Annotated in this window: 22 protein-coding genes and 1 tRNA gene; 10 read left to right on the forward strand and 13 right to left on the reverse strand. The window is 67.9% G+C overall.

The genetic code is table 11. The annotated features are described in order from the left end of the window. Nucleotides 1-13: 13 nt before the first annotated feature. The 8 genes from UN84_RS07585 (at nucleotide 14) to UN84_RS07620 (ending at nucleotide 4,200) form a co-directional block, all read left to right on the forward strand. Nucleotides 14-601, forward strand: coding sequence for a recombinase family protein (locus tag UN84_RS07585; protein ID WP_046078644.1), 588 nt, complete (start codon nucleotides 14-16; stop codon nucleotides 599-601). A gap of 113 nt (nucleotides 602-714) precedes the next feature. Further along, nucleotides 715-804: transfer RNA gene (locus UN84_RS07590), tRNA-Ser, on the forward strand. A gap of 562 nt (nucleotides 805-1,366) precedes the next feature. Continuing rightward, on the forward strand, nucleotides 1,367-2,035 hold the full coding sequence (locus UN84_RS07595) for a Bax inhibitor-1/YccA family protein (RefSeq protein WP_046078645.1): 669 nt from the start codon (nucleotides 1,367-1,369) through the stop codon (nucleotides 2,033-2,035). Nucleotides 2,036-2,105: 70 nt separating this feature from the next. Continuing rightward, complete coding sequence (tusD, locus tag UN84_RS07600) at nucleotides 2,106-2,498, forward strand: sulfurtransferase complex subunit TusD (RefSeq protein WP_046078646.1); 393 nt, start codon at nucleotides 2,106-2,108, stop codon at nucleotides 2,496-2,498. A gap of 13 nt (nucleotides 2,499-2,511) precedes the next feature. Then, entirely contained in the window at nucleotides 2,512-2,892 is a 381-nt protein-coding gene (gene tusC, locus UN84_RS07605) for a sulfurtransferase complex subunit TusC (RefSeq protein ID WP_046078647.1), read from the forward strand. A gap of 21 nt (nucleotides 2,893-2,913) precedes the next feature. Further along, the gene (tusB, locus tag UN84_RS07610) at nucleotides 2,914-3,204 is read left to right on the forward strand and encodes a sulfurtransferase complex subunit TusB (RefSeq protein WP_035593303.1); all 291 of its coding nucleotides are present in this window, start codon (nucleotides 2,914-2,916) and stop codon (nucleotides 3,202-3,204) included. Nucleotides 3,205-3,206: 2 nt separating this feature from the next. Continuing rightward, entirely contained in the window at nucleotides 3,207-3,560 is a 354-nt protein-coding gene (locus UN84_RS07615) for a TusE/DsrC/DsvC family sulfur relay protein (protein ID WP_046078648.1), read from the forward strand. Between the two features lie 10 nt (nucleotides 3,561-3,570). Beyond that, nucleotides 3,571-4,200 (forward strand): acyl carrier protein phosphodiesterase, encoded by a 630-nt coding sequence (locus UN84_RS07620; RefSeq protein ID WP_046078649.1) that lies wholly within the window; start codon nucleotides 3,571-3,573, stop codon nucleotides 4,198-4,200. Here UN84_RS07620 and UN84_RS07625 read toward each other — a convergent pair. From UN84_RS07625 to UN84_RS07645, 5 genes are all read right to left on the reverse strand, one after another. Next, on the reverse strand, nucleotides 4,150-5,361 hold the full coding sequence (locus UN84_RS07625; protein WP_046078650.1) for a molybdopterin molybdotransferase MoeA: 1,212 nt from the start codon (nucleotides 5,359-5,361) through the stop codon (nucleotides 4,150-4,152). The genes UN84_RS07620 and UN84_RS07625 overlap by 51 nt on opposite strands. Further along, complete coding sequence (moaB, locus tag UN84_RS07630; RefSeq protein WP_035593292.1) at nucleotides 5,354-5,875, reverse strand: molybdenum cofactor biosynthesis protein B; 522 nt, start codon at nucleotides 5,873-5,875, stop codon at nucleotides 5,354-5,356. Before moaB ends, UN84_RS07625 begins: the two co-directional genes overlap by 8 nt. Then, a complete protein-coding gene (locus UN84_RS07635; RefSeq protein ID WP_046078651.1) occupies nucleotides 5,872-6,213 on the reverse strand; it encodes a DUF1244 domain-containing protein in 342 nt (113 codons plus the stop codon). Before UN84_RS07635 ends, moaB begins: the two co-directional genes overlap by 4 nt. A 110-nt stretch (nucleotides 6,214-6,323) precedes the next feature. After that, entirely contained in the window at nucleotides 6,324-6,956 is a 633-nt protein-coding gene (locus tag UN84_RS07640; protein ID WP_046078652.1) for a helix-turn-helix domain-containing protein, read from the reverse strand. A 155-nt stretch (nucleotides 6,957-7,111) separates the two neighbouring features. Next, nucleotides 7,112-8,044 (reverse strand): histone deacetylase family protein, encoded by a 933-nt coding sequence (locus UN84_RS07645; RefSeq protein ID WP_046078653.1) that lies wholly within the window; start codon nucleotides 8,042-8,044, stop codon nucleotides 7,112-7,114. 108 nt (nucleotides 8,045-8,152) lie between these two features. Between UN84_RS07645 and UN84_RS07650 the strand changes: the two genes are divergently transcribed. Continuing rightward, a complete protein-coding gene (locus tag UN84_RS07650) occupies nucleotides 8,153-10,903 on the forward strand; it encodes a bifunctional acetate--CoA ligase family protein/GNAT family N-acetyltransferase (protein WP_107181887.1) in 2,751 nt (916 codons plus the stop codon). Nucleotides 10,904-10,981: 78 nt separating this feature from the next. Here UN84_RS07650 and pdxH read toward each other — a convergent pair whose 3' ends face one another. The 8 genes from pdxH to UN84_RS07690 all read right to left on the reverse strand — a co-directional run bounded on the left by pdxH (nucleotide 10,982) and on the right by UN84_RS07690 (nucleotide 16,014). Continuing rightward, entirely contained in the window at nucleotides 10,982-11,623 is a 642-nt protein-coding gene (gene pdxH, locus UN84_RS07655; RefSeq protein ID WP_035593279.1) for a pyridoxamine 5'-phosphate oxidase, read from the reverse strand. Between the two features lie 220 nt (nucleotides 11,624-11,843). Next, the gene (locus tag UN84_RS07660) at nucleotides 11,844-12,239 is read right to left on the reverse strand and encodes a DUF2069 domain-containing protein (protein ID WP_046078656.1); all 396 of its coding nucleotides are present in this window, start codon (nucleotides 12,237-12,239) and stop codon (nucleotides 11,844-11,846) included. Then, nucleotides 12,236-12,853 carry an NAD(P)H:quinone oxidoreductase gene (wrbA, locus tag UN84_RS07665; protein WP_046078657.1) on the reverse strand — a complete coding sequence of 206 codons (618 nt, stop codon included), beginning with the start codon at nucleotides 12,851-12,853 and terminating at the stop codon, nucleotides 12,236-12,238. Before wrbA ends, UN84_RS07660 begins: the two co-directional genes overlap by 4 nt. A gap of 31 nt (nucleotides 12,854-12,884) precedes the next feature. Beyond that, nucleotides 12,885-13,226 carry an arsenate reductase (glutaredoxin) gene (arsC, locus tag UN84_RS07670; RefSeq protein WP_046078658.1) on the reverse strand — a complete coding sequence of 114 codons (342 nt, stop codon included), beginning with the start codon at nucleotides 13,224-13,226 and terminating at the stop codon, nucleotides 12,885-12,887. Between the two features lie 100 nt (nucleotides 13,227-13,326). After that, nucleotides 13,327-13,794, reverse strand: a complete 468-nt coding sequence (locus UN84_RS07675; RefSeq protein ID WP_046078659.1) for an MgtC/SapB family protein — start codon at nucleotides 13,792-13,794, stop codon at nucleotides 13,327-13,329. Nucleotides 13,795-13,936: 142 nt separating this feature from the next. Further along, nucleotides 13,937-14,365, reverse strand: coding sequence for a gamma-glutamylcyclotransferase family protein (locus UN84_RS07680; protein WP_046078660.1), 429 nt, complete (start codon nucleotides 14,363-14,365; stop codon nucleotides 13,937-13,939). An 80-nt stretch (nucleotides 14,366-14,445) separates the two neighbouring features. Further along, entirely contained in the window at nucleotides 14,446-15,750 is a 1,305-nt protein-coding gene (locus UN84_RS07685; RefSeq protein ID WP_046078661.1) for a type II toxin-antitoxin system HipA family toxin, read from the reverse strand. A gap of 3 nt (nucleotides 15,751-15,753) precedes the next feature. Beyond that, entirely contained in the window at nucleotides 15,754-16,014 is a 261-nt protein-coding gene (locus tag UN84_RS07690; protein WP_046078662.1) for a helix-turn-helix domain-containing protein, read from the reverse strand. Between the two features lie 157 nt (nucleotides 16,015-16,171). Here UN84_RS07690 and smrA point away from each other — a divergent pair, with 157 nt between their 5' ends. Beyond that, a complete protein-coding gene (gene smrA, locus UN84_RS07695) occupies nucleotides 16,172-16,762 on the forward strand; it encodes a DNA endonuclease SmrA (RefSeq protein ID WP_035593255.1) in 591 nt (196 codons plus the stop codon). Nucleotides 16,763-16,833: the final 71 nt, after the last annotated feature.

A 16,833-nucleotide genomic window follows, 5' to 3' on the forward strand; every position in this document is an offset into this window, starting at 1 on the left:
GATCGGGAGCAGCATGGGAAGAACTTTCGCGTATTGTCGTGTCGGGTCCGGGGAGTCGGCTCTTGATGATCAGCTCTCGGTCATCGCGGCCGCCGGTTATTCCGTTGTGCCTTATCGGGCGGTCGGTGAGTCGGTTGGCGCCTTGGTGCCGGCCAGCGAGCGTCCGGCCTTCCGGACCCTGGTCGAGCACAAGCTGGAGCCCGGTGACACCCTGGTGGTGTTGAAGCTGGATCGGCTCGGGTGCGACAGCATCGACGTTCAGCAGAGCATCGCCCGTCTTTCCGAGATCGGTGCGTCCGTGGTGTCGCTGGATTTGCCGATGCATGACCTGGCAAGCCGCGGGGGCCATCCGCTGCATTGCATGTTCGAGGCCTTCGCCGAGCTCGAGCGTGGCCGGCGCCGCGAGCGAACCCGGGAAGGGCTGGCTCGGGCCAGGCGCCAGGGCAAGAAGCTCGGTCGGCCCGTGGCGACCGATACCACCGAGAGGGTGCAGGCGCTCAAGGACCAGGGGGTCAGCCAGTCGGCGGCAGCGGCGCGTTCCGGGTTGAGCATCGCGACCGTCAAGCGGCACTGGAACCGGCGTCTCGCCGACACCGAGTGAGTCTGGTGCCCTCGTCCCGCCAGCTTCAGCGCGTCGGGGGAGTGCGATAACACATTGATCGCATGAAACTCTTGACCAAAACGGAAAGATTGGTAATATATGCGCCGTGAGCCGGAGGGATGGCAGAGCGGTTGAATGCACCGGTCTTGAAAACCGGCGTAGGTGAGAGCCTACCCAGGGTTCGAATCCCTGTCCCTCCGCCACCTTATTCTTAAGAATCAAGCGCCTACGGGCGCTTTTTTCGTTTGTGCAGCCCCTCCATACGCTAGGCCGGTGTTTCACTGTCACAGGATTGTGAGCATGGCGTTTGCCCGGTCACGTTATCTGCCTCATGCCCTGCCTTCCTCAAAGATGCCGGTGGTGGGTCGCCCGACTCGCCGCTGCTGTCGCCGTGCTAGCCTTCGAGGATCAGGAGAAGCGACGTCCATGGCCTTTCACCATCCAGATCCGAAGATGCGAGAGATCGAGCGCCGCAATGCTGCAGCGCGCGCTGCGGCGTTCGCGAGGGTGTATCGCGCGATCGGCCTGCTTCTCCGCTGCCCCGTGAGGGCGCTCAGGCGGCGCGCTTCACGCGCCTCCGCCTGTGATGAGTGTTGCCGTAGACGCCGCTAGCCTGCCTCGGGCTCGTTACCGGCGGGTCGTCGCGCCTCGCTCATAACGCCACAGGGGGACACGCGTGTCGGGTCGAAACTTGCGTCCCCACCGTCCAGGCGGCATCCTGTGAGGTATCTATTGCCAAGATCAACCACACGGAGCTTTGGATCGATGGCTTACCAAGACACGCAAATGACGACGCAACAGACGAGTGCCGTCAGTGCCAACAAGGTCCTGCGCAACACCTATGGCCTGCTGGCGATGACCCTGCTGTTCTCCGCCGTCACGGCGGGTGCCGCCATGGCGCTCGGCGTTCAGCAGATGAACATCTTCGTCTTCTTCATCGGCGCCTACGGGCTGATGTTCCTGGTCCACAAGACCGCCAACTCCGCCATGGGCCTGCTGGCGACCTTCGCCTTCACCGGCTTCATGGGTTTCACCCTGGGGCCGATCCTCAGCGCCTATCTGACGCTGCCCAACGGCGCCCAGCTGATCATGACCGCGCTGGGCTTGACCGGCCTGACCTTCTTCGGCCTCTCCGCCGTGGCGCTGGTGACCCGCAAGGACTTCAGCTTCCTGGCCAACTTCCTGATGGCGGGTGCCATCGTGCTGGTGCTGGCCATGGTCGCCGGGCTGATCTTCCAGATTCCGGCGCTGTCGCTGATGGTGTCCGCCGGCTTCGTGCTGTTCGCCTCCGCGGCCATCCTCTATCAGACCAGCGAGATCGTGCACCGGGCCGGCGAGACCAACTACATCCTCGCCACGATCACCCTGTACGTGTCGATCTACAATCTCTTCGTCAGCCTGCTGTCCCTGCTCGGCATCATGAGCCAGGATTGACGCCAGCCACGGCGATGCGAGAATTGCTGGCCCCGCTTCGGCGGGGCCAGCCTGTTTCTGAGAGGATGATATGCGCTACGCGATCCTGCTGATGGGGTCCCCCTACAGCGATCAGGCCAGCCACTCGGCGCTGCGATTCGCCCGGGCGCTGCTGGCGCGAGGACACCGCCTGGAGGCGGTGTTCTTCTACCACGACGGGGTCTACAACGCCGCGCGGCTGTCGGCGCCGCCCCAGGACGAACCGCATCTGACCGACGGCTGGGTGGAACTGCACGAGGCGCACGGCGTGGCGCTGCAGGTGTGCATCGCCGCGGCGCTGCGGCGTGGGCTGATGGACGAGCGCGAGGCGGCCCGCCACGGCAAGACGGGGCACAGCGTCGAGGCGCCCTTCGAGCTGACCGGCGTCGGCCAGCTGGTCGACCTGAGCCAGCGCTGCGACCGTCTGGTGACCTTCGGGGCCTGAGGGAGAGTGTGACATGAGTGACCAACACGAACCGCTTGCCGGCGATCTGCTGGTGATCCTGCGCCATGCGCCTCACGGCAGCAGCTGGCTGCGCGAGGGCCTGGATGTCGCCCTGGTGGCCGCGGCCTTCGGCACCGACGTCTCGCTTCTGTTCATGGGCGAGGGCGTCACGGCCTTGGTCGAGGGTCAGACGTCGGGAGCGCTGGGCCAGAAGGGCACCGCGCCCACGCTCGAGATGCTGGAGATGTATGATATCGAGACGCTGTGGGTCGAGGCCGAAGCGCTGACGCGGTTCGGCCTGACGGCCGACGAGCTGATGCTCGCTCCCCGCGCCCTCGAGGCCGGAGCGATCGCCGAGGCGGTCCAGAATCACCCGCGTGTGCTCACCTTCTAGCCTGGCCCGGGAGCCGAAACCATGAAACTCCATATCCTGAACCGTTCGCCGGCCAGTCATCGCGTTCACGAACAGGCGCTGGCCGCCATGGGACCCGAGGATCGCCTGCTGCTGATCGAGGACGGTGTGCAGGGCGGACTGCCGCAGCTGGTGCGTCACTTCGAGGCGATTGCCGGGCGACTCTATGCGCTGCGCGAGGACCTCGAGGCGCGCGGGCTGCTGGGTCGCTGCGACGGCTCGGTGCAGGTGGTCGACGTCGATGGCTTCGTTCAGCTGACCGAGGAAGCCGAACACACCCTGAGCTGGTACTGAGCATGGCAAGCACCGAAATCACCCGTTATCTCACCGTCTCCGAGACCGAGATCGGCCTCGACCCGGAGGGCTATCTGGTCGATCTCGATCAGTGGTCGCCGGCGGTGGCCGAGGCGTTGGCCGAGGAAGAAGGCATCGAGCTGGGCGCCGAGCACTGGGAGGTGCTCGAGGTGCTGCGCGCGTTCTACGTGAAATACGAGATGGCCCCGGCGATGCGCCCGCTGGTCAAGGCGGTGGGGCGCGAGCTGGGCCCCGACAAGGGGCGTTCGATGCACCTGATGCGGCTGTTTCCCGACAGCCCCGCCAAGCGGGCGGCGCGACTGGCTGGTCTGCCCAAGCCGAGCAACTGCCTGTGAAGGCCTCGCCATGAACTTTCTGGCCCACGGCTGGCTCGCCCGCGGCGGCAACGACGACTTCCTTTACGGCAACCTGATCGCCGACGGGGTCAAGGGCGTCGATCTCGACACCTGGGGATCCGGCGTGGCGGCGGGCATCCGCCATCATCGGCGAGTCGATGCCTACATCGATCGCCATCCGGTGCTGCTCGAGGTCAAGGCACGGGCACCGCGCGACGGACGTCGCGTGGCCGGCATCGCCCTGGATCTGATGTGGGATCATTGCCTGGCGCGCCGCTTGACCGTGGTCGAACGCGACTGGCTGGTGTCGCGCTGCTATCGGCTGCTGGAAACGCGGCCGGCACCGGCGCGACTGGCGACCATGATGCCGGCCCTGGTGCGCCAGGACTGGCTGCGCGGCTATGCCGATTTCCGCTTCACCTGTCGCGCCGTGGCGGGGCTGGGGCGCCGGCTCTCGGGCCCCAACCGTCTCGCCGCGCTGCTGCCGTGGCTCGAACGCGACTATCTGGCGCTGGACGAGGCCTTCACCCGGCTGTGGCCGGACATCGAGGCCCATCTCGATGTGCCGTTCGATCCGGACGACTCGGGCTCAGTCGGCACGCAGCCACAGGCAGCGGACCGCATCGCCGGGCGCCACTGACGCCTCGGGCGGGATCACCGCCAGGGCGTCGGCGCCGACGCAGGACGAGAGCACCCCGGAGTTCTGATCCGCGAACGCATGGGCCTCGATGCCGTCGGCGCCGAAGTCCAGCGTCACGCGCATGTAGTGCTGGCGAGGCCCGGTGCGAGTGGCGAAGGCGGCGCGGGCGCTCAGCGCCGGCAGCGAGCCCATGGCGGGGCAGCCCAGCAGCGCGCCCATCAGCGGGCGCAGGAACAGCCAGGCGCCCACATAGCCCGAGACCGGGTTGCCCGGCAGGCCGACGAAGCGCGCCTCACCGCTGGCACCCGAGCCGGGCAGCCGGCCCAGCGCCAGCGGCTTGCCGGGACGCAACGCCAGCCGCCACAGGTCGAGCCGCCCCAGGGCCTCGACCGCACCGCGCACGTGATCCTCTTCCCCCACGCTGACCCCGCCGGTGGTGATCACCACGTCGGCGACCTCGGCCGCTTCGCCGAGCAGGTGTCGCGTGCTCGGCGCATCGTCCGGCACCGCGGCGGTCATGACCACGTCGGCGCCGAAGCGCTGGAGCAGCGTCGTCAGCATCGGCCGGTTGGAGTTGTAGATCTGTCCCGGCCCCAGCGGCTGGCCGGGGTCGACGATCTCGTCGCCGGTGGAGAGCAGGGCAATCCTCGGGCGGCGTCGCACCATCATCTCGGTGATGCCCTGGCCGGCCAGGTGCCCGAGCGCGGCGGCATCGAGCCGGCTGCCGGCATCGAGCAGCACGCTGCCGGCCGTCACGTCGCGGCCTCGGCGGCGCAGGTTGTCGCCTTCCGGCACGTCCTTGGGCATCCGGGCTCGCTCGCCCTCCACCTCGACCTTCTCCTGCATCACCACGCAGTCGGCCCCGGGCGGGATCTCGCCGCCGGTGAAGATGCGCGCGCAGTGACCGCGTTCCAGCGCTTCGGCCGTGTGGCCGGCGGCGATGCGCTGACGGACCGGCAGCCAGCGCCCGGCATCGGCATGATGCAGGGCATAGCCGTCCATGGCGCTGTTGTCGAAGGGCGGCACGTCGAGCCGGGCGGTGACCGCCTCGGCCAGCACGCGCCCCGAGGCTGCATCGATCGCCGCGCGTTCGGCCTCAAGCGGAGCGACGCCTTCCAGCAGCGCCGACAGTGCCGTCTCGACGGGCTGGAGATCAGCCATGCTGGCCCCTCTCGGGTATCACCAGGTTGGCGAAGTTGCACGGCCTGTGCCGACTGTCGAGCTGTTCGGCGAGGATGCCGTCCCAGCCGGTGAGGCAGGCGCCGGTGGAGCCGGGCAGGCAGAACACCACCGTGGCGTTGGCCAGACCGCCCAGGCAGCGGCTCTGCACCGTGGAGCTGCCGATCTCCTGCCAGGACAGCTGGCGGAACAGCTCGCCGAAGCCTTCGATGCGCTTGTCCAGCAGCGCCGAGACCGCTTCGGGGGTGGAATCCCGGCCGGTGAAGCCGGTGCCACCGGTGGTCAGCACCACCTGTACCTCGGCATCGGCGATCCAGTCGGCGACCACGGCGCGGATGCGATAGACGTCGTCGGGCACGATGCGCTTGTCGGCCAGCCGGTGGCCGGCGGCGGTGAGTCGCTCGACCAGCGCCTGGCCGCTGCGATCGGTGTCCTCGGTGCGGGTGTCCGAGATCGTCAGCACCGCCACCGACAGCGGGATCATGGCCTCGCTCATGATTGACCGTCCGACTGGCCGTCCTGCTTCTCCGCTTTCTCTGCCTGGCGGGCCTCGAAGGCGGCCAGCTGCTCCGGCGTGGCCTTGGGTTGATACAGCGACTTCCACTCGCTGTAGGGCATGCCATAGACGTATTCGCGGGCGGCCTCGTAGTCCAGCGTTTCGCCGCGTTCCTCGGCGGCGGCCACCAGCCACTTGGAGAGGCAGTTGCGGCAGAAGTCGGCGAGGATCATCAGGTCGATGTTCTGGACGTCCTTGTGCTCGTCCAGGTGGCTCAGCAGCCGACGGAAGGCGGCGGCTTCGAGCTCGGTGCGGGTGCTGTCGTCCAGGTGTTGCATGGGGCGGGCTCCATTGTCGTTCCGGTCCATGGGATGGCGTCCAGCTTATCAAAAGTCGGCCGGGCTTAGCGCGCGTGCTGGCGTGCGTGGCGGAGAGGAAGCCGGGCGGGCTACTGGGATTCGCGGGGCGTGCACACGGAGAGCACCGTGGCGTCTTCCTCGCTCACCGAGACCAGGGCGTGGCCCATGTCGCTGTCGAAGTAGATGCTGTCGCCCTTGACCAGGTGCAGCGGTTCGTAGAACTCGGAGTAGAGCTGGATCTCGCCCTCGAGCACCATCAGGAATTCCTCGCCGTCGTGGCGCACCCACTGACAGAACTCGTCGAAGCTACGTGCCCGCACGATGGTCTTGAACGGGATCATGCGCTTCTGTGCCATCTCGCAGCTGAGCAGCTCGTGCTCGTAGGTCGGCGTCGGGTGCTGCTGGCCGTCGCCACGGCGCGTCAGGTCGCGTCGGCCCATGGTGCGGGCCTGGGGGCGCGGTTGTGACAGCAGCTGCGGCAGGTCGATGTCCAGGCCGCTGATCAGCTTCTGTACCGCGGTGAAGGTCGGCGAGATCTGGTCGTTCTCGATCTTGGACAGGGTGGAGCGGGCCAGGCCGGTACGCTCGCTGACGTCGCCGAGGGTCCACTGGTTGGCCAGGCGGATCTCCTTGAGGCGCTCGCCGAGCCGCAGCGGCTCGACGAAGGCCTTGCGCCCGGAGGCGATGCGCAGGGCGGCGTCTTGATCGTTGTTGGCGGGCATGCGGGTTCACTATCGGAAACGTGGTTTCCTCCAGACTATCATATCGCCGATGGCCTGCGGACTCGGGTGCGACCCGTGGCAGGTGGGCTGCGACATGTCGTGGGTCGTCGGTTGCCCGGGTGGTCCGTTTCCCGGGGGCGGGAAACTCGCCGTGTTCAGTCGGAGGGCTGGCCCATCAGCGCCTTGAGATGGGCTTCGACGCCGCGGCCCAGGATATCGAGGTCGTAGCCGCCCTCGAGCACCGAGACCAGACGATGCTCGGCATGGCGTTCGGCGATGTCCATCGCCAGGCGGGTGATCCAGTAGTAGTCCTCGTCCTCCAGGCAGAGATCGGCCAGCGGGTCCTGACGGTGGGCGTCGAACCCGGCCGAGAGTAGCACGAGCTCCGGGGCGAAGTCGTTCAGGGCGGGTAGCCAGTCCCGCTCGATGGCTCGGCGGAAGGCAGCACCGTCGGTGCCGGCGGGCAGCGGCGTATGGACGACGTTCGACGCCTCGGTCTCGAGGTGGCGCCAGGGATAGAAGGGCGACTGGAAGCTGGTGCAGATCAGCACCTCGGGGTCGTCGCGGAAGATGTCGATGGTGCCGTTGCACTGGTGGACGTCGAAGTCGAGGATCGCCACCCGTTTCGCGCCGTATCGGGCGCGAGCGTGGGCCGCGCCGACCGCCACGTTGTTGAAGAAGCAGAACCCCATGGCCTGGTCGCGTTCGGCGTGATGCCCCGGGGGCCGCACCGCGCAGAAGACGTTGTGGGCCTGGTGGCGAAAGACGCGGTCGACCCCGCGCACCACGGCGCCCGCCGCGTGACGCGCGGCCTGCAGGCTGTGGGGGTTCATCAGGGTGTCGTCATCGATCAGGATCAGCCCGTGCTCGGGGACGCAGGCCTCGAGGCTCTTCAGATGGCTGGCGGGGTGGACCCGCGTGAGCTGTTCGTCGCTGGCGGCGGGGGCGTCGCCCTGCATGGTCTGCTGAAGAAGTCCGGCGCGCATCAGTCGCGCGTGAATGGCGTCGAGGCGTTTCGGGCTCTCGGGATGTTCCGGCCCCATGTGGTGGCGATGGCACTCGGGGTGGGTCAGATAGGCCGTGATCATGCAGGGGCTCCAGGTGCGACAAGGTTACCCTAAGCGTGATGGGGCCTTGCGTGACAGTGGCCATAAGTCGTACACAGGAGGCTGAGCCGATTCGCCACGGAGCCCCGGATGAGCACACGCTTCCTGCACCACTTCTTCTCGCCGCGCAGCGTCGCCGTGATCGGGGCGTCGGAAAAGCCGCACTCCATGGGCGGTATCGTGATCCGCAATCTTCTCGAGGGGCGTTTCCCGGGCACGCTGTGGGCGGTCAACCCCAAGGGCTATGACAGCGTGCACGGGGTCGACGCCGTGGCCAGGGTGCACCAGCTGCCTCGGGTGCCGGACCTGGCCGTGGTCTGTGCGCCGATCGTTCGCGTGCCGAGGGTGATCGCCGAGCTCGGGCGATTCGGGGTGCGGGCGGCCCTGGTGCTGTCCGGTGGGGCGAACCTGGACGAGGCGCGCGACGGTGAGGCCTCGATCCGGGCGCGCATGCTCGCGGCGGCGCGGGAATCCGGTATCCGGGTGCTGGGGCCGGGCTGCATGGGGCTGATCGTTCCCGGTCGGCGGCTCAACGCTTCCTACGCCAGTCAGCCGGTCCAGAAGGGGCGGGTCGCCTATCTCGGCCAGTCGGGCATGTTGGGCAATGCCATGATCGACTGGGCCGCGGGGCGCGACATCGGTTTCTCGCATCTGCTGACCGTCGGCGACAGCGTCGATGTGCTGCTGCCGGACATGATCGACTTCCTGAACCAGTTCGCGCCGACCCAGGCACTGATGCTGCACCTGGAGCACATCCACGACGCCCAGCACTTCATGACCGCGGTACGTGAGGCCTCGCGGCATCGCCTGGTGTTGGCGATCAAGAGTGGCCGCACGGCGGCCTCGGACATCGCCAACCTGCCGCCCACGCCGGGCATCGCCCATCGCGACCAGATCTTCGATGCGGCCTTCGCCAGGGCCGGCGTGGTGCGCGTCGACGATTCCGACGAGCTGTTCGACGCCCTGGAGACGCTGTCGCGCATGCGCCCGCTCAAGCGCGACCGGCTGGCGGTGGTGTCCAACGGCCTGGGGCCGGCGATGCTGGCCATCGACAAGCTGATCAGCGCCGGCGGTCGGCTGGCGACGTTCAGCGAGGCGACCCACGATGCGCTGTGTCGCGACGACATGGACATCAGCAAGCCGGGGGAGAATCCGGTGGACATCGGCGGCAACGCCACCCCCGAACGGTTCACCGAGATCATTGAGCTGGTGGCCGCCGACCCGGGGGTGGATGCGGTGCTGGTGGTGCATGCGCCGACACGAATGGCGCCGTCCCTGGACACCGCCCAGGCGCTGATTGCCGCGCGACAGCGCTTCCGGCGCAACCTGCTGACCAGCTGGATGGGCCTCGGCGAGGCACTGGCCGCCCGACAGGCCTGTCACGAGGCCGGCATCCCCACCTATCTCTCGCCGGAGAAGGCGGTCAAGGCCTTCATGCTCATGGTCAACTACCAGCGGGTCCAGAAGCTGCTGCAGGAGACGCCGCCGAGCCTGCCGTTCGCCACCACCCGGGAGAGCCGGGCCGCCTGTCGGACGCTGATCGAGCGCGTGAAGAACGAGCAACGCGAGTGTCTCTCGCACTCCGAGACCGCCCGGGTGCTGGCCGCCTACGGCATCCCGGTGGCCGAGAGCCGCTACGTGACGACCCCCGAGCAGGCGGCCGAGGCGTCGTGCACGCTCGCCGGGCCGCTGGCGCTCAAGGTGGTGCATGACGGCAACTGTCGGCCGTTCCGCTATCGTCAGCATCCCCACAAGCTGTCCGCCGGCCTGCTGCAGGACCTGGAAGGCCCTGAGCGGGTCGCCGAGGGCGTGACCCGGCTGGGCGACAAGGTGGCCGAGAAGTTTCCCGCCTTCACGGTGCGCGAGTACTGCCTGCAGCCCATGCAGCGCGGCAAGCACTCCATGCAGCTATGCGCCGGCATCACCCGCGACCCGGTGTTCGGGCCGCTGATCGTGTTCGGTATCGGCGGGTACAAGGTGAACATCCTCGCCGACCGTCAGGTGGCGCTGCCGCCGCTGAACATGAGCCTGGCCGCCGACCTGGTCGGGCGGACCCATGCCGCGCGGCTGATCCGTGAGCATTCCAGCGACCCCGAGCGGGATCTCACCCGCATCGGCGAGCTGCTGGTGACGCTCTCGCAGATCGCCAGCGATCTCACCGAGCTGCGCGGCCTCGAGCTCAACCCGCTGGTGCTCAACCGCGACGGCATGCTGGCGGTGGACTTCGCGATGGACCTGGGCGCCCCGGCGCGCTTCGCTATCATGCCCTACCCGGAAGAGCTGCGTGAGTGGGTGACCCTGAACAACGGTTGGGAAGTGGAGGTGAGGCCGATCCGCGCCGAGGATGCGCCGTTGATCACCGGCTTTCACCAGCGGCTGTCCGAGGAGAGCATTCGCTTCCGCTACTTTCACCACAAGGCCGATCTCACCCAGCGGGACCTGTCGCTGCTCTCGCACATCAACTACGACCGTCAGATGGCCTTCATCGCCGAGCACCCGCTGCCCGAGGGGGGCAAGGAGATGCTCGGGGTGGTGCGGGTATGGAACGACGCCGACAACATCCGCACCGAGTTCTCGATCATCGTGCGCGACGACCTGCAGGGGCTGGGCATCGGCAGCCTGCTGATGGACAAGATGATCCGTTACTGCCGCAGCGTGGGGACGCTGGAGATGATCGGCAAGATCATGGTCGATAACCGACCGATGCGCGCGCTGATGGCGCATCTCGGCTTCCGGCTCAGCTACAACATGGAGGAGGAGGTCATGGACGCGGTGCTCAGACTCAACGAGCCCGAGAGCGACTGGCAGCGCCTGCGGCTGGAGAGTCCGGTAGCAGGCTGAGGACGCAAGCCGAGGAGGAAAGGCCCGACCCCGCGCGATGGCGGGGTCGGAAGGTCCTGCTGGCGCTGGCCTGGGGGATCAGGGCGCCAGGCGGAAGCGATGCCAGCGATCGTCGCGGCGTTCGAAGCGGATGCGGTCGTGCAGACGGCTGGGCTGTCCCTGCCAGAACTCGATCATCTCGGGAATCAGGCGATAGCCGCCCCAGTGCACCGGGCGCGGAATGTCCTGTCCCTCGTAGGCCTGCTCGAAGCGGGTCTCACGCTCCTGGAGCCACTGACGGCCGGGAATCACCACGCTCTGAGTGGCGACCCAGGCGCCCAGCTGGCTGGCGCGGGGGCGGCGGGCGAAGTAGGCATCGGATTCCTGTTCGCTGACCTGCTCGACGGCGCCTTCCACGCGAACCTGGCGGGCCAGCGACGGCCACCAGAACACCAGCGCGGCATGGGGAACGTTGGCGAGCTCGCTGCCCTTGTGGCTGTGGTAGTTGCTGAAGAACTGGAACCCCTGCTCGTCGGCGCCCTTGAGCAGCACCACCCGGGCGTGGGGCAGGCCCTGGCTGTCCACCGTGGCCAGGGTCATGGCGTTGGCGTCCTGGGTTTCGGCGTCCAGCGCCAGGGCCATCCATTCTTCGAACAGCGGCATGGGCTGCTCGGGCAGCTGGGCCTCGTCCAGGCGGCCGCCCTCGTAGTCGCGCCGGATATCGGCGATATCACGTGTCATGGTGTTCTCCTCGAATGTGCCCCCATGGTCGCCGCTTGCCGCGCCAAGCTCAACCTCGTGCCGTCGACTCTGGGCAGGCGGACGGGTCGACCATGGCTATCATACGCCATGTGAGCGGGATTCCATTGAGCTGGATCATCGCTGCCACGGGGTCGGCAGCCAGGACAGGAGAGCGTGAACCGCCTCGCAAGAGGCGGTTCCAGCCGCTCGGGCGGTCGGTTTACTGCCGGGGCTTGAGCTGGCGGCTGCGAAAACGGGCATAGCCCATGCAGCCGGTGAACAGTGAAAGGGCCGTCAAAGCGATCAGCAGACCCAGCCCACCGACCTTGGGCACCATGACGACGTTCACCCCAATCATGAAATACAGCAGGCTGACGAAGGCTAGCCAGGCGTGGCCGCGGGCCCGCCGGGCGAGGATCGACGGCAGGAACAGCACCAGCGGCAGCACGAAGACCAGGGTCGGTACCAGGCTGCCGACGTTCTCGCTCAACAGCCAGCCCCATCCCAGCATGGCGGCGATTAATACGGTGTAGCTGCCGATGACCAGCTGCCGCGACCGCGCGGTCAGTTGGTCGAGCCCCTGGCGGGTTTCCAGGTCTTCCAGCCAGCGCCTCATGAGCGATCCCCCACACCCTCGAGCGCCAGGGCCAGCCGCGCCAGGCGCTTGCCTTGGGCGTAGGCGAGCTGGCGCTCGGTCTCGTCGAGGGGGCGGTCGCTGCGCTTGCCGGCCAGATGGCTGGCGCCGTAGGGCGTGCCGCCGCTCCGGGTCTCGGTCAGCTCGGTCTCGCTGTAGGGCAGGCCGGCGTAGACCATGCCGTGGTGCAGCAGCGGCAACAGCATCGAGATCAGGGTGGTCTCCTGGCCGCCGTGGAGGCTCGCGGTGGAGGTGAAGGCGGTGGCGGGCTTGTCCACCAGGGCGCCGCCCAGCCACAGTTCGCTGGTGGTGTCGACGAAGTGCTTGAGCGGCGCGGCCATGTTGCCGAAGCGCGTGGGGCTGCCCAGCGCCAGGCCGGCACAGTGACGCAGGTCATCGAGCTCGGCGTAGATGGCGCCCTCGGCGGGGATCTCGGGATCGACCGCCTCGCAGGTGGGCGACACCGGGGGCACGGTGCGCAGTCGCGCCTCGATGCCGCGACAGGACTCGACGCCGGCGGCCAGGCGCTCGGCCATGGCGCGGGTCGCACCAGAGCGGGAATAGTAGAGGATCAGCACATAGGGCAGGGCGGACATGGAGCTTCCTGATACCGGGGAGGAAAGAGTGTCAGTCGAGCAGGGCGAGGATGTCTTCCGGTGGACGGCCGATGATCGCCCGCTGGCCGTCGTCGGCGATGGGGCGCTGCAGGATTTTGGGATGAGCGACGATGGCCTCGATCACCTGTTCGGGGTCGTCACGATCCGCTCCCAGCGCCTTCCACTCGGCCTCGCCGGTACGCACCAGATCCCGCGGCTCGGCCGTCACGCGCGCCATCAGCGCACGCAGTTCGGCGCCGTCGAGCGGGTCGTCCAGGTAGCGACGAACCTGAACGGCGACGCCACGCTCTTCCAGCAGCGACAGGGCCTGGCGTGACTTCGAGCAGCGCGGGTTATGCAGCAGGGTGATCATGGGCGAGGGTCCTTGGTGTTGTCCGAAACGTCGTATCGCAGGTCAGAAACGCGGCTCATTGTAGGCCGCGGCCGAATGCCGTCACAACTGCCGGCCCGGATCAGTCGCCACCGCGTCGGCGGTTGTGCGGCAAGGTGCGTTCGATGCCACCCAGCACCACCATGATCACCAGCGCCATCAGGGTGACCATGCCCGCCAGCGGGAAGTTGCGCACCCCGGCCGCGATGCCGATGGCGCCGGCCAGCCAGATGGAGGCGCCGGTGGTGATGCCCTGGACGCTGGTACCGCTGCGGATGATGCTGCCGGCGCCGAGGAAGCCGATGCCGCCGATCACGCCCTCGACGATGCGGGTCGGATCGATGCGGGCGGAGGGGTCACCTTCGGCGGTGGCATACAGGATCTCGAGGCCGACGATCAGGAAGGAGGCGGCGCCCAGTGCCACCAGCATGTGGGAGCGCAGCCCGGCCGGCTTGCCGCGTAGCTCGCGTTCGAGGCCCAGCACCAGTGCCAGGCCGGCGGCCACGCCCAGGCGAGTGAACATGTCGAGCAGGGTGATTCCGGCGTCCATGGTGATGCCTCCGTGTCGCGTCCTCTCGTCTCGATAGTGCGGCATCGTGCCGTTGGAGGAAACACGAAGGCGATACGCGCCAAAAATTTATACCGTTATCTATTCATTAGAAACCATCCTGAGGATCGCGAAAAAGCCGGGATCAATCGGCGTCAGGCAGTCGGCGGTAGACCCAGGCGGTGCTGCCGTCGGATATCTCGGCCCGGATCCGCCGGTAGCGTATGCCGAGCCGCTCGTAGCGGTCGAGGCGGGCCAGTTCCTCGGCGCTGACCGTCAGCGCCAGGCCTTCCACCGTGCAGTCGGCACAGGCTTTCAGATCCAGTCCGGTGCGCCGGTATCCCGGGAGTGAGGCGGGCTCGGGATCGCCCGCGCGGCCATAGACCACCCAGCGTATCGGCGCATGGGTCAGGGTGCCGTAGACGAACAGCGCATGCGGGCCCTCGCCGATGGGCGCCAGATGTTCGGGGCGCTCGTAGGTCCAGGGGCTGAGCATCGTCAGCCACAGCCAGGCGGCGATCGCCAGCGGGGTGGCGAGCAGCGGCAGACCGATCAGCAGGCGCGGGGAGGGCATGGGGAGACTCCGGGGCGGCAGAACGGGGGCCATGCTGCCATAGCCGCCACCGGCGCAACAGCACGGCGGGGCGTCGCGGCTCAGGCCAGGAAGTCCGCCAGTCTCGATGCCTGCTGGAGGACGCCTTCGAGGATGGGGTCGCTGGTCGCCGCCGGGAAGTCGGCGGGCAGGTCGGCGGCGAGGTCACCGACGATCCGCTCGGCGGAGCCGGCGATCTCCTCCATCAGCGCGGTGACGCGTTCGGGCGAATAATCGACCTGCTCGGCGGTGGCGATGAAGTGCCGGGGCGCCATCCGCGACCAGCGGTAGTGGCGATTCTTGCCCTTCAGGGCCATGGCCATCTTGGCGCGCTCGGCGGCCATGCTGCCCTGGCGCATGAGCGGGTAGGCCGAGATGACGTCATACATCGGCGTCATTCGATAGGCGCTTCCCGGCTCGAGGAACAGGCTGAAGTTCTTGGCATGCCCGTCGATGGCGGCCAGCAGCCAGAACAGGATCTGGGCCTTGAAGAAGCGCTCCCGGTCCACGCCGGCCTGCTGGGAGCCGCGCAGCAGGCGCATGGCCTGGGCGATTCCCGGGCCGCCGTCGCTCTCGTACTTGAGCGCCGGGGCAATTCCCAGCGCCTGGCAGAAGTCTTCCTGGGGCAGGCGCATGAGCCAGGACCCGTCCCGCGACCAGCGGCGGTCGAAGCGTTCGACTACCAGCACCTCCTGGTCGCCGAAGCGGGCGAGCGCGGTCTTCGCCGCCGGCAGGCCGAAGGCCTCCAGCAGGCGCAGGCACAGCCACTCGTTGGCGTTGCTCTGGCGCAGATCGATGTTGCTGTGTTCGAGAAAGCCGATCGGCAGCTTGAAGATGTGACTGGTGGGTGTGCTGCCGGTGGGGCGCTGCCAGCGGCCCTGATGCCAGAGTAGCGCCGTCTTTTCCTGGGCGCCGGCCAGCGAGATGCGAAAATCCTGGCCCTCGGCCATGCCCAGCGGAGCGTCCTGGTAGCCGGACAGCAGCGCCTCGATGGCGTGATCATCGAGCGGCTCGGCGGTGACGCCGTGGACGTCGCCACTCGGGGCATCCTCGGGGGTGAGCTGGATGGCGCCGACGCAGTCTCGGCCGATGCTCGCCAGCAGGTCGAAGGGGTGGCGCGTCGGCACTCGGAAGCGGGCCTGCATGCGGGCGCGGATCGCCTCCGAGTCCGGCAGCAGGTTGTCGAAGAAGTTGTAGACTCGCTCGCCGCGGTACGCCGCCGTGGAGAGCGGCAGCGAGAGCGAGACGGCCCGGGCGCCGGGGCGCTCGATCCATTCACGACGGTACTGGAAGGCCATGGCGCCGGAGCGCGCCAGGCTCAGGGTGCCGACCTCGATGCCGTTCATCGCGACGGTGAGATTCGCCATGGCCTACCACTCCTGGTCCCAGCACGCCTCGGGGCTTGCCGATTCCTCGGTGCTGTCGCGTTCGGTGACGTGAAGCTCCAGCTCGAGGGCCGACAGCAGCTTGAACAGCGTCTCGAGCCGGCTGCGCTCCGGGTGGTGCTCGAAGCCGGAGACGGTCGCCTGCTTGATGCCGATCTGCTCGGCGGTGGCCTGCTGCGTCAGCTGGCGGCGCTTGCGCGCGTTCTTCAGCGAGTGCGCGAGCATCTCGGGTGAGGTGATCTTCATGGTATCCCCTGTAGAGGATAAAAAGACGTTTATCCGCTATAGAGGATATTAGCACAATATCCTCTATAGCGGATATTACGGCGTCATCTCGACATGCGATGGCACTGAGCCATTTGCTAGGATGAGCGTTCTACTCAAGCTGGCCAGGAGGTGTGCCATGACGGACCTTCACGACGATGCCGATTTCCAGGCCCTGATGGGCGATGTGAAACCCCTGTCGCGCGGCCAGGGCCGGGCGCATACCGGCCAGACCCGCCGCGTGCCCACCGAGGCGCAGCTCGCCAAGCGCGAAAGCGCGGCCGGTGACGGCGCGGGTCGCGATATCCTCTCCGACGACTTCGTCGATCTGGTGCCGCCCTTCGATCCGCTGGACTTTCGCCGCGACGGCATCCAGCGCGGCGTGGCGGAGCGCCTGCGCCAGGGCGGCTATCCGATGCAGGCCAGCCTGCACCTGCTGCGCCGCCCGGTGGAGGAGGCCCGACAGGCGCTGCCGGCCTTCCTGCGCGAGGCCGTGGAGCACGACCTGCGCTCGGTGATGATCGTCCACGGACGAGGCCGCGAGATCGACAGCCCCGCCAACGTGCTGCGCTCCTACCTGGCCAAGTGGCTGCCGGCCTTCGACGAGGTCCAGGCCTTTGCCTCGGCGAGCCAGGCCGACGGCGGCCTGGGCGCCACCTGGGTGATGCTGCGCAAGAGCGAACGGGCGAGGGCGGCCAACCGGGAGCGTCAGCAGAAGCGCCGGGGTTGATGCCGGAGGCGCGACTCAGAAACGACGAAGCCGGCCAAATGGCCGGCTTCGTGCGTTCTGGCGAGGCGATC

Source organism: Halomonas sp. HG01 (genome assembly GCF_000968715.2).
GTDB lineage: Bacteria > Pseudomonadota > Gammaproteobacteria > Pseudomonadales > Halomonadaceae > Halomonas > Halomonas halophila.

What these genes read in the sequence shown, in the direction of transcription:
- UN84_RS07585 (WP_046078644.1), top strand. Translation starts at nt 14, where the DNA reads ATGGGAAGAACTTTCGCGTATTGTCGTGTCGGGTCCGGGGAGTCGGCT.
- UN84_RS07595 (WP_046078645.1), top strand. Translation starts at nt 1,367, where the DNA reads ATGGCTTACCAAGACACGCAAATGACGACGCAACAGACGAGTGCCGTC.
- tusD (WP_046078646.1), top strand. Translation starts at nt 2,106, where the DNA reads ATGCGCTACGCGATCCTGCTGATGGGGTCCCCCTACAGCGATCAGGCC.
- tusC (WP_046078647.1), top strand. Translation starts at nt 2,512, where the DNA reads ATGAGTGACCAACACGAACCGCTTGCCGGCGATCTGCTGGTGATCCTG.
- tusB (WP_035593303.1), top strand. Translation starts at nt 2,914, where the DNA reads ATGAAACTCCATATCCTGAACCGTTCGCCGGCCAGTCATCGCGTTCAC.
- UN84_RS07615 (WP_046078648.1), top strand. Translation starts at nt 3,207, where the DNA reads ATGGCAAGCACCGAAATCACCCGTTATCTCACCGTCTCCGAGACCGAG.
- UN84_RS07620 (WP_046078649.1), top strand. Translation starts at nt 3,571, where the DNA reads ATGAACTTTCTGGCCCACGGCTGGCTCGCCCGCGGCGGCAACGACGAC.
- UN84_RS07625 (WP_046078650.1), bottom strand. Translation starts at nt 5,361, where the DNA reads ATGGCTGATCTCCAGCCCGTCGAGACGGCACTGTCGGCGCTGCTGGAA.
- moaB (WP_035593292.1), bottom strand. Translation starts at nt 5,875, where the DNA reads ATGAGCGAGGCCATGATCCCGCTGTCGGTGGCGGTGCTGACGATCTCG.
- UN84_RS07635 (WP_046078651.1), bottom strand. Translation starts at nt 6,213, where the DNA reads ATGCAACACCTGGACGACAGCACCCGCACCGAGCTCGAAGCCGCCGCC.
- UN84_RS07640 (WP_046078652.1), bottom strand. Translation starts at nt 6,956, where the DNA reads ATGCCCGCCAACAACGATCAAGACGCCGCCCTGCGCATCGCCTCCGGG.
- UN84_RS07645 (WP_046078653.1), bottom strand. Translation starts at nt 8,044, where the DNA reads ATGATCACGGCCTATCTGACCCACCCCGAGTGCCATCGCCACCACATG.
- UN84_RS07650 (WP_107181887.1), top strand. Translation starts at nt 8,153, where the DNA reads ATGAGCACACGCTTCCTGCACCACTTCTTCTCGCCGCGCAGCGTCGCC.
- pdxH (WP_035593279.1), bottom strand. Translation starts at nt 11,623, where the DNA reads ATGACACGTGATATCGCCGATATCCGGCGCGACTACGAGGGCGGCCGC.
- UN84_RS07660 (WP_046078656.1), bottom strand. Translation starts at nt 12,239, where the DNA reads ATGAGGCGCTGGCTGGAAGACCTGGAAACCCGCCAGGGGCTCGACCAA.
- wrbA (WP_046078657.1), bottom strand. Translation starts at nt 12,853, where the DNA reads ATGTCCGCCCTGCCCTATGTGCTGATCCTCTACTATTCCCGCTCTGGT.
- arsC (WP_046078658.1), bottom strand. Translation starts at nt 13,226, where the DNA reads ATGATCACCCTGCTGCATAACCCGCGCTGCTCGAAGTCACGCCAGGCC.
- UN84_RS07675 (WP_046078659.1), bottom strand. Translation starts at nt 13,794, where the DNA reads ATGGACGCCGGAATCACCCTGCTCGACATGTTCACTCGCCTGGGCGTG.
- UN84_RS07680 (WP_046078660.1), bottom strand. Translation starts at nt 14,365, where the DNA reads ATGCCCTCCCCGCGCCTGCTGATCGGTCTGCCGCTGCTCGCCACCCCG.
- UN84_RS07685 (WP_046078661.1), bottom strand. Translation starts at nt 15,750, where the DNA reads ATGGCGAATCTCACCGTCGCGATGAACGGCATCGAGGTCGGCACCCTG.
- UN84_RS07690 (WP_046078662.1), bottom strand. Translation starts at nt 16,014, where the DNA reads ATGAAGATCACCTCACCCGAGATGCTCGCGCACTCGCTGAAGAACGCG.
- smrA (WP_035593255.1), top strand. Translation starts at nt 16,172, where the DNA reads ATGACGGACCTTCACGACGATGCCGATTTCCAGGCCCTGATGGGCGAT.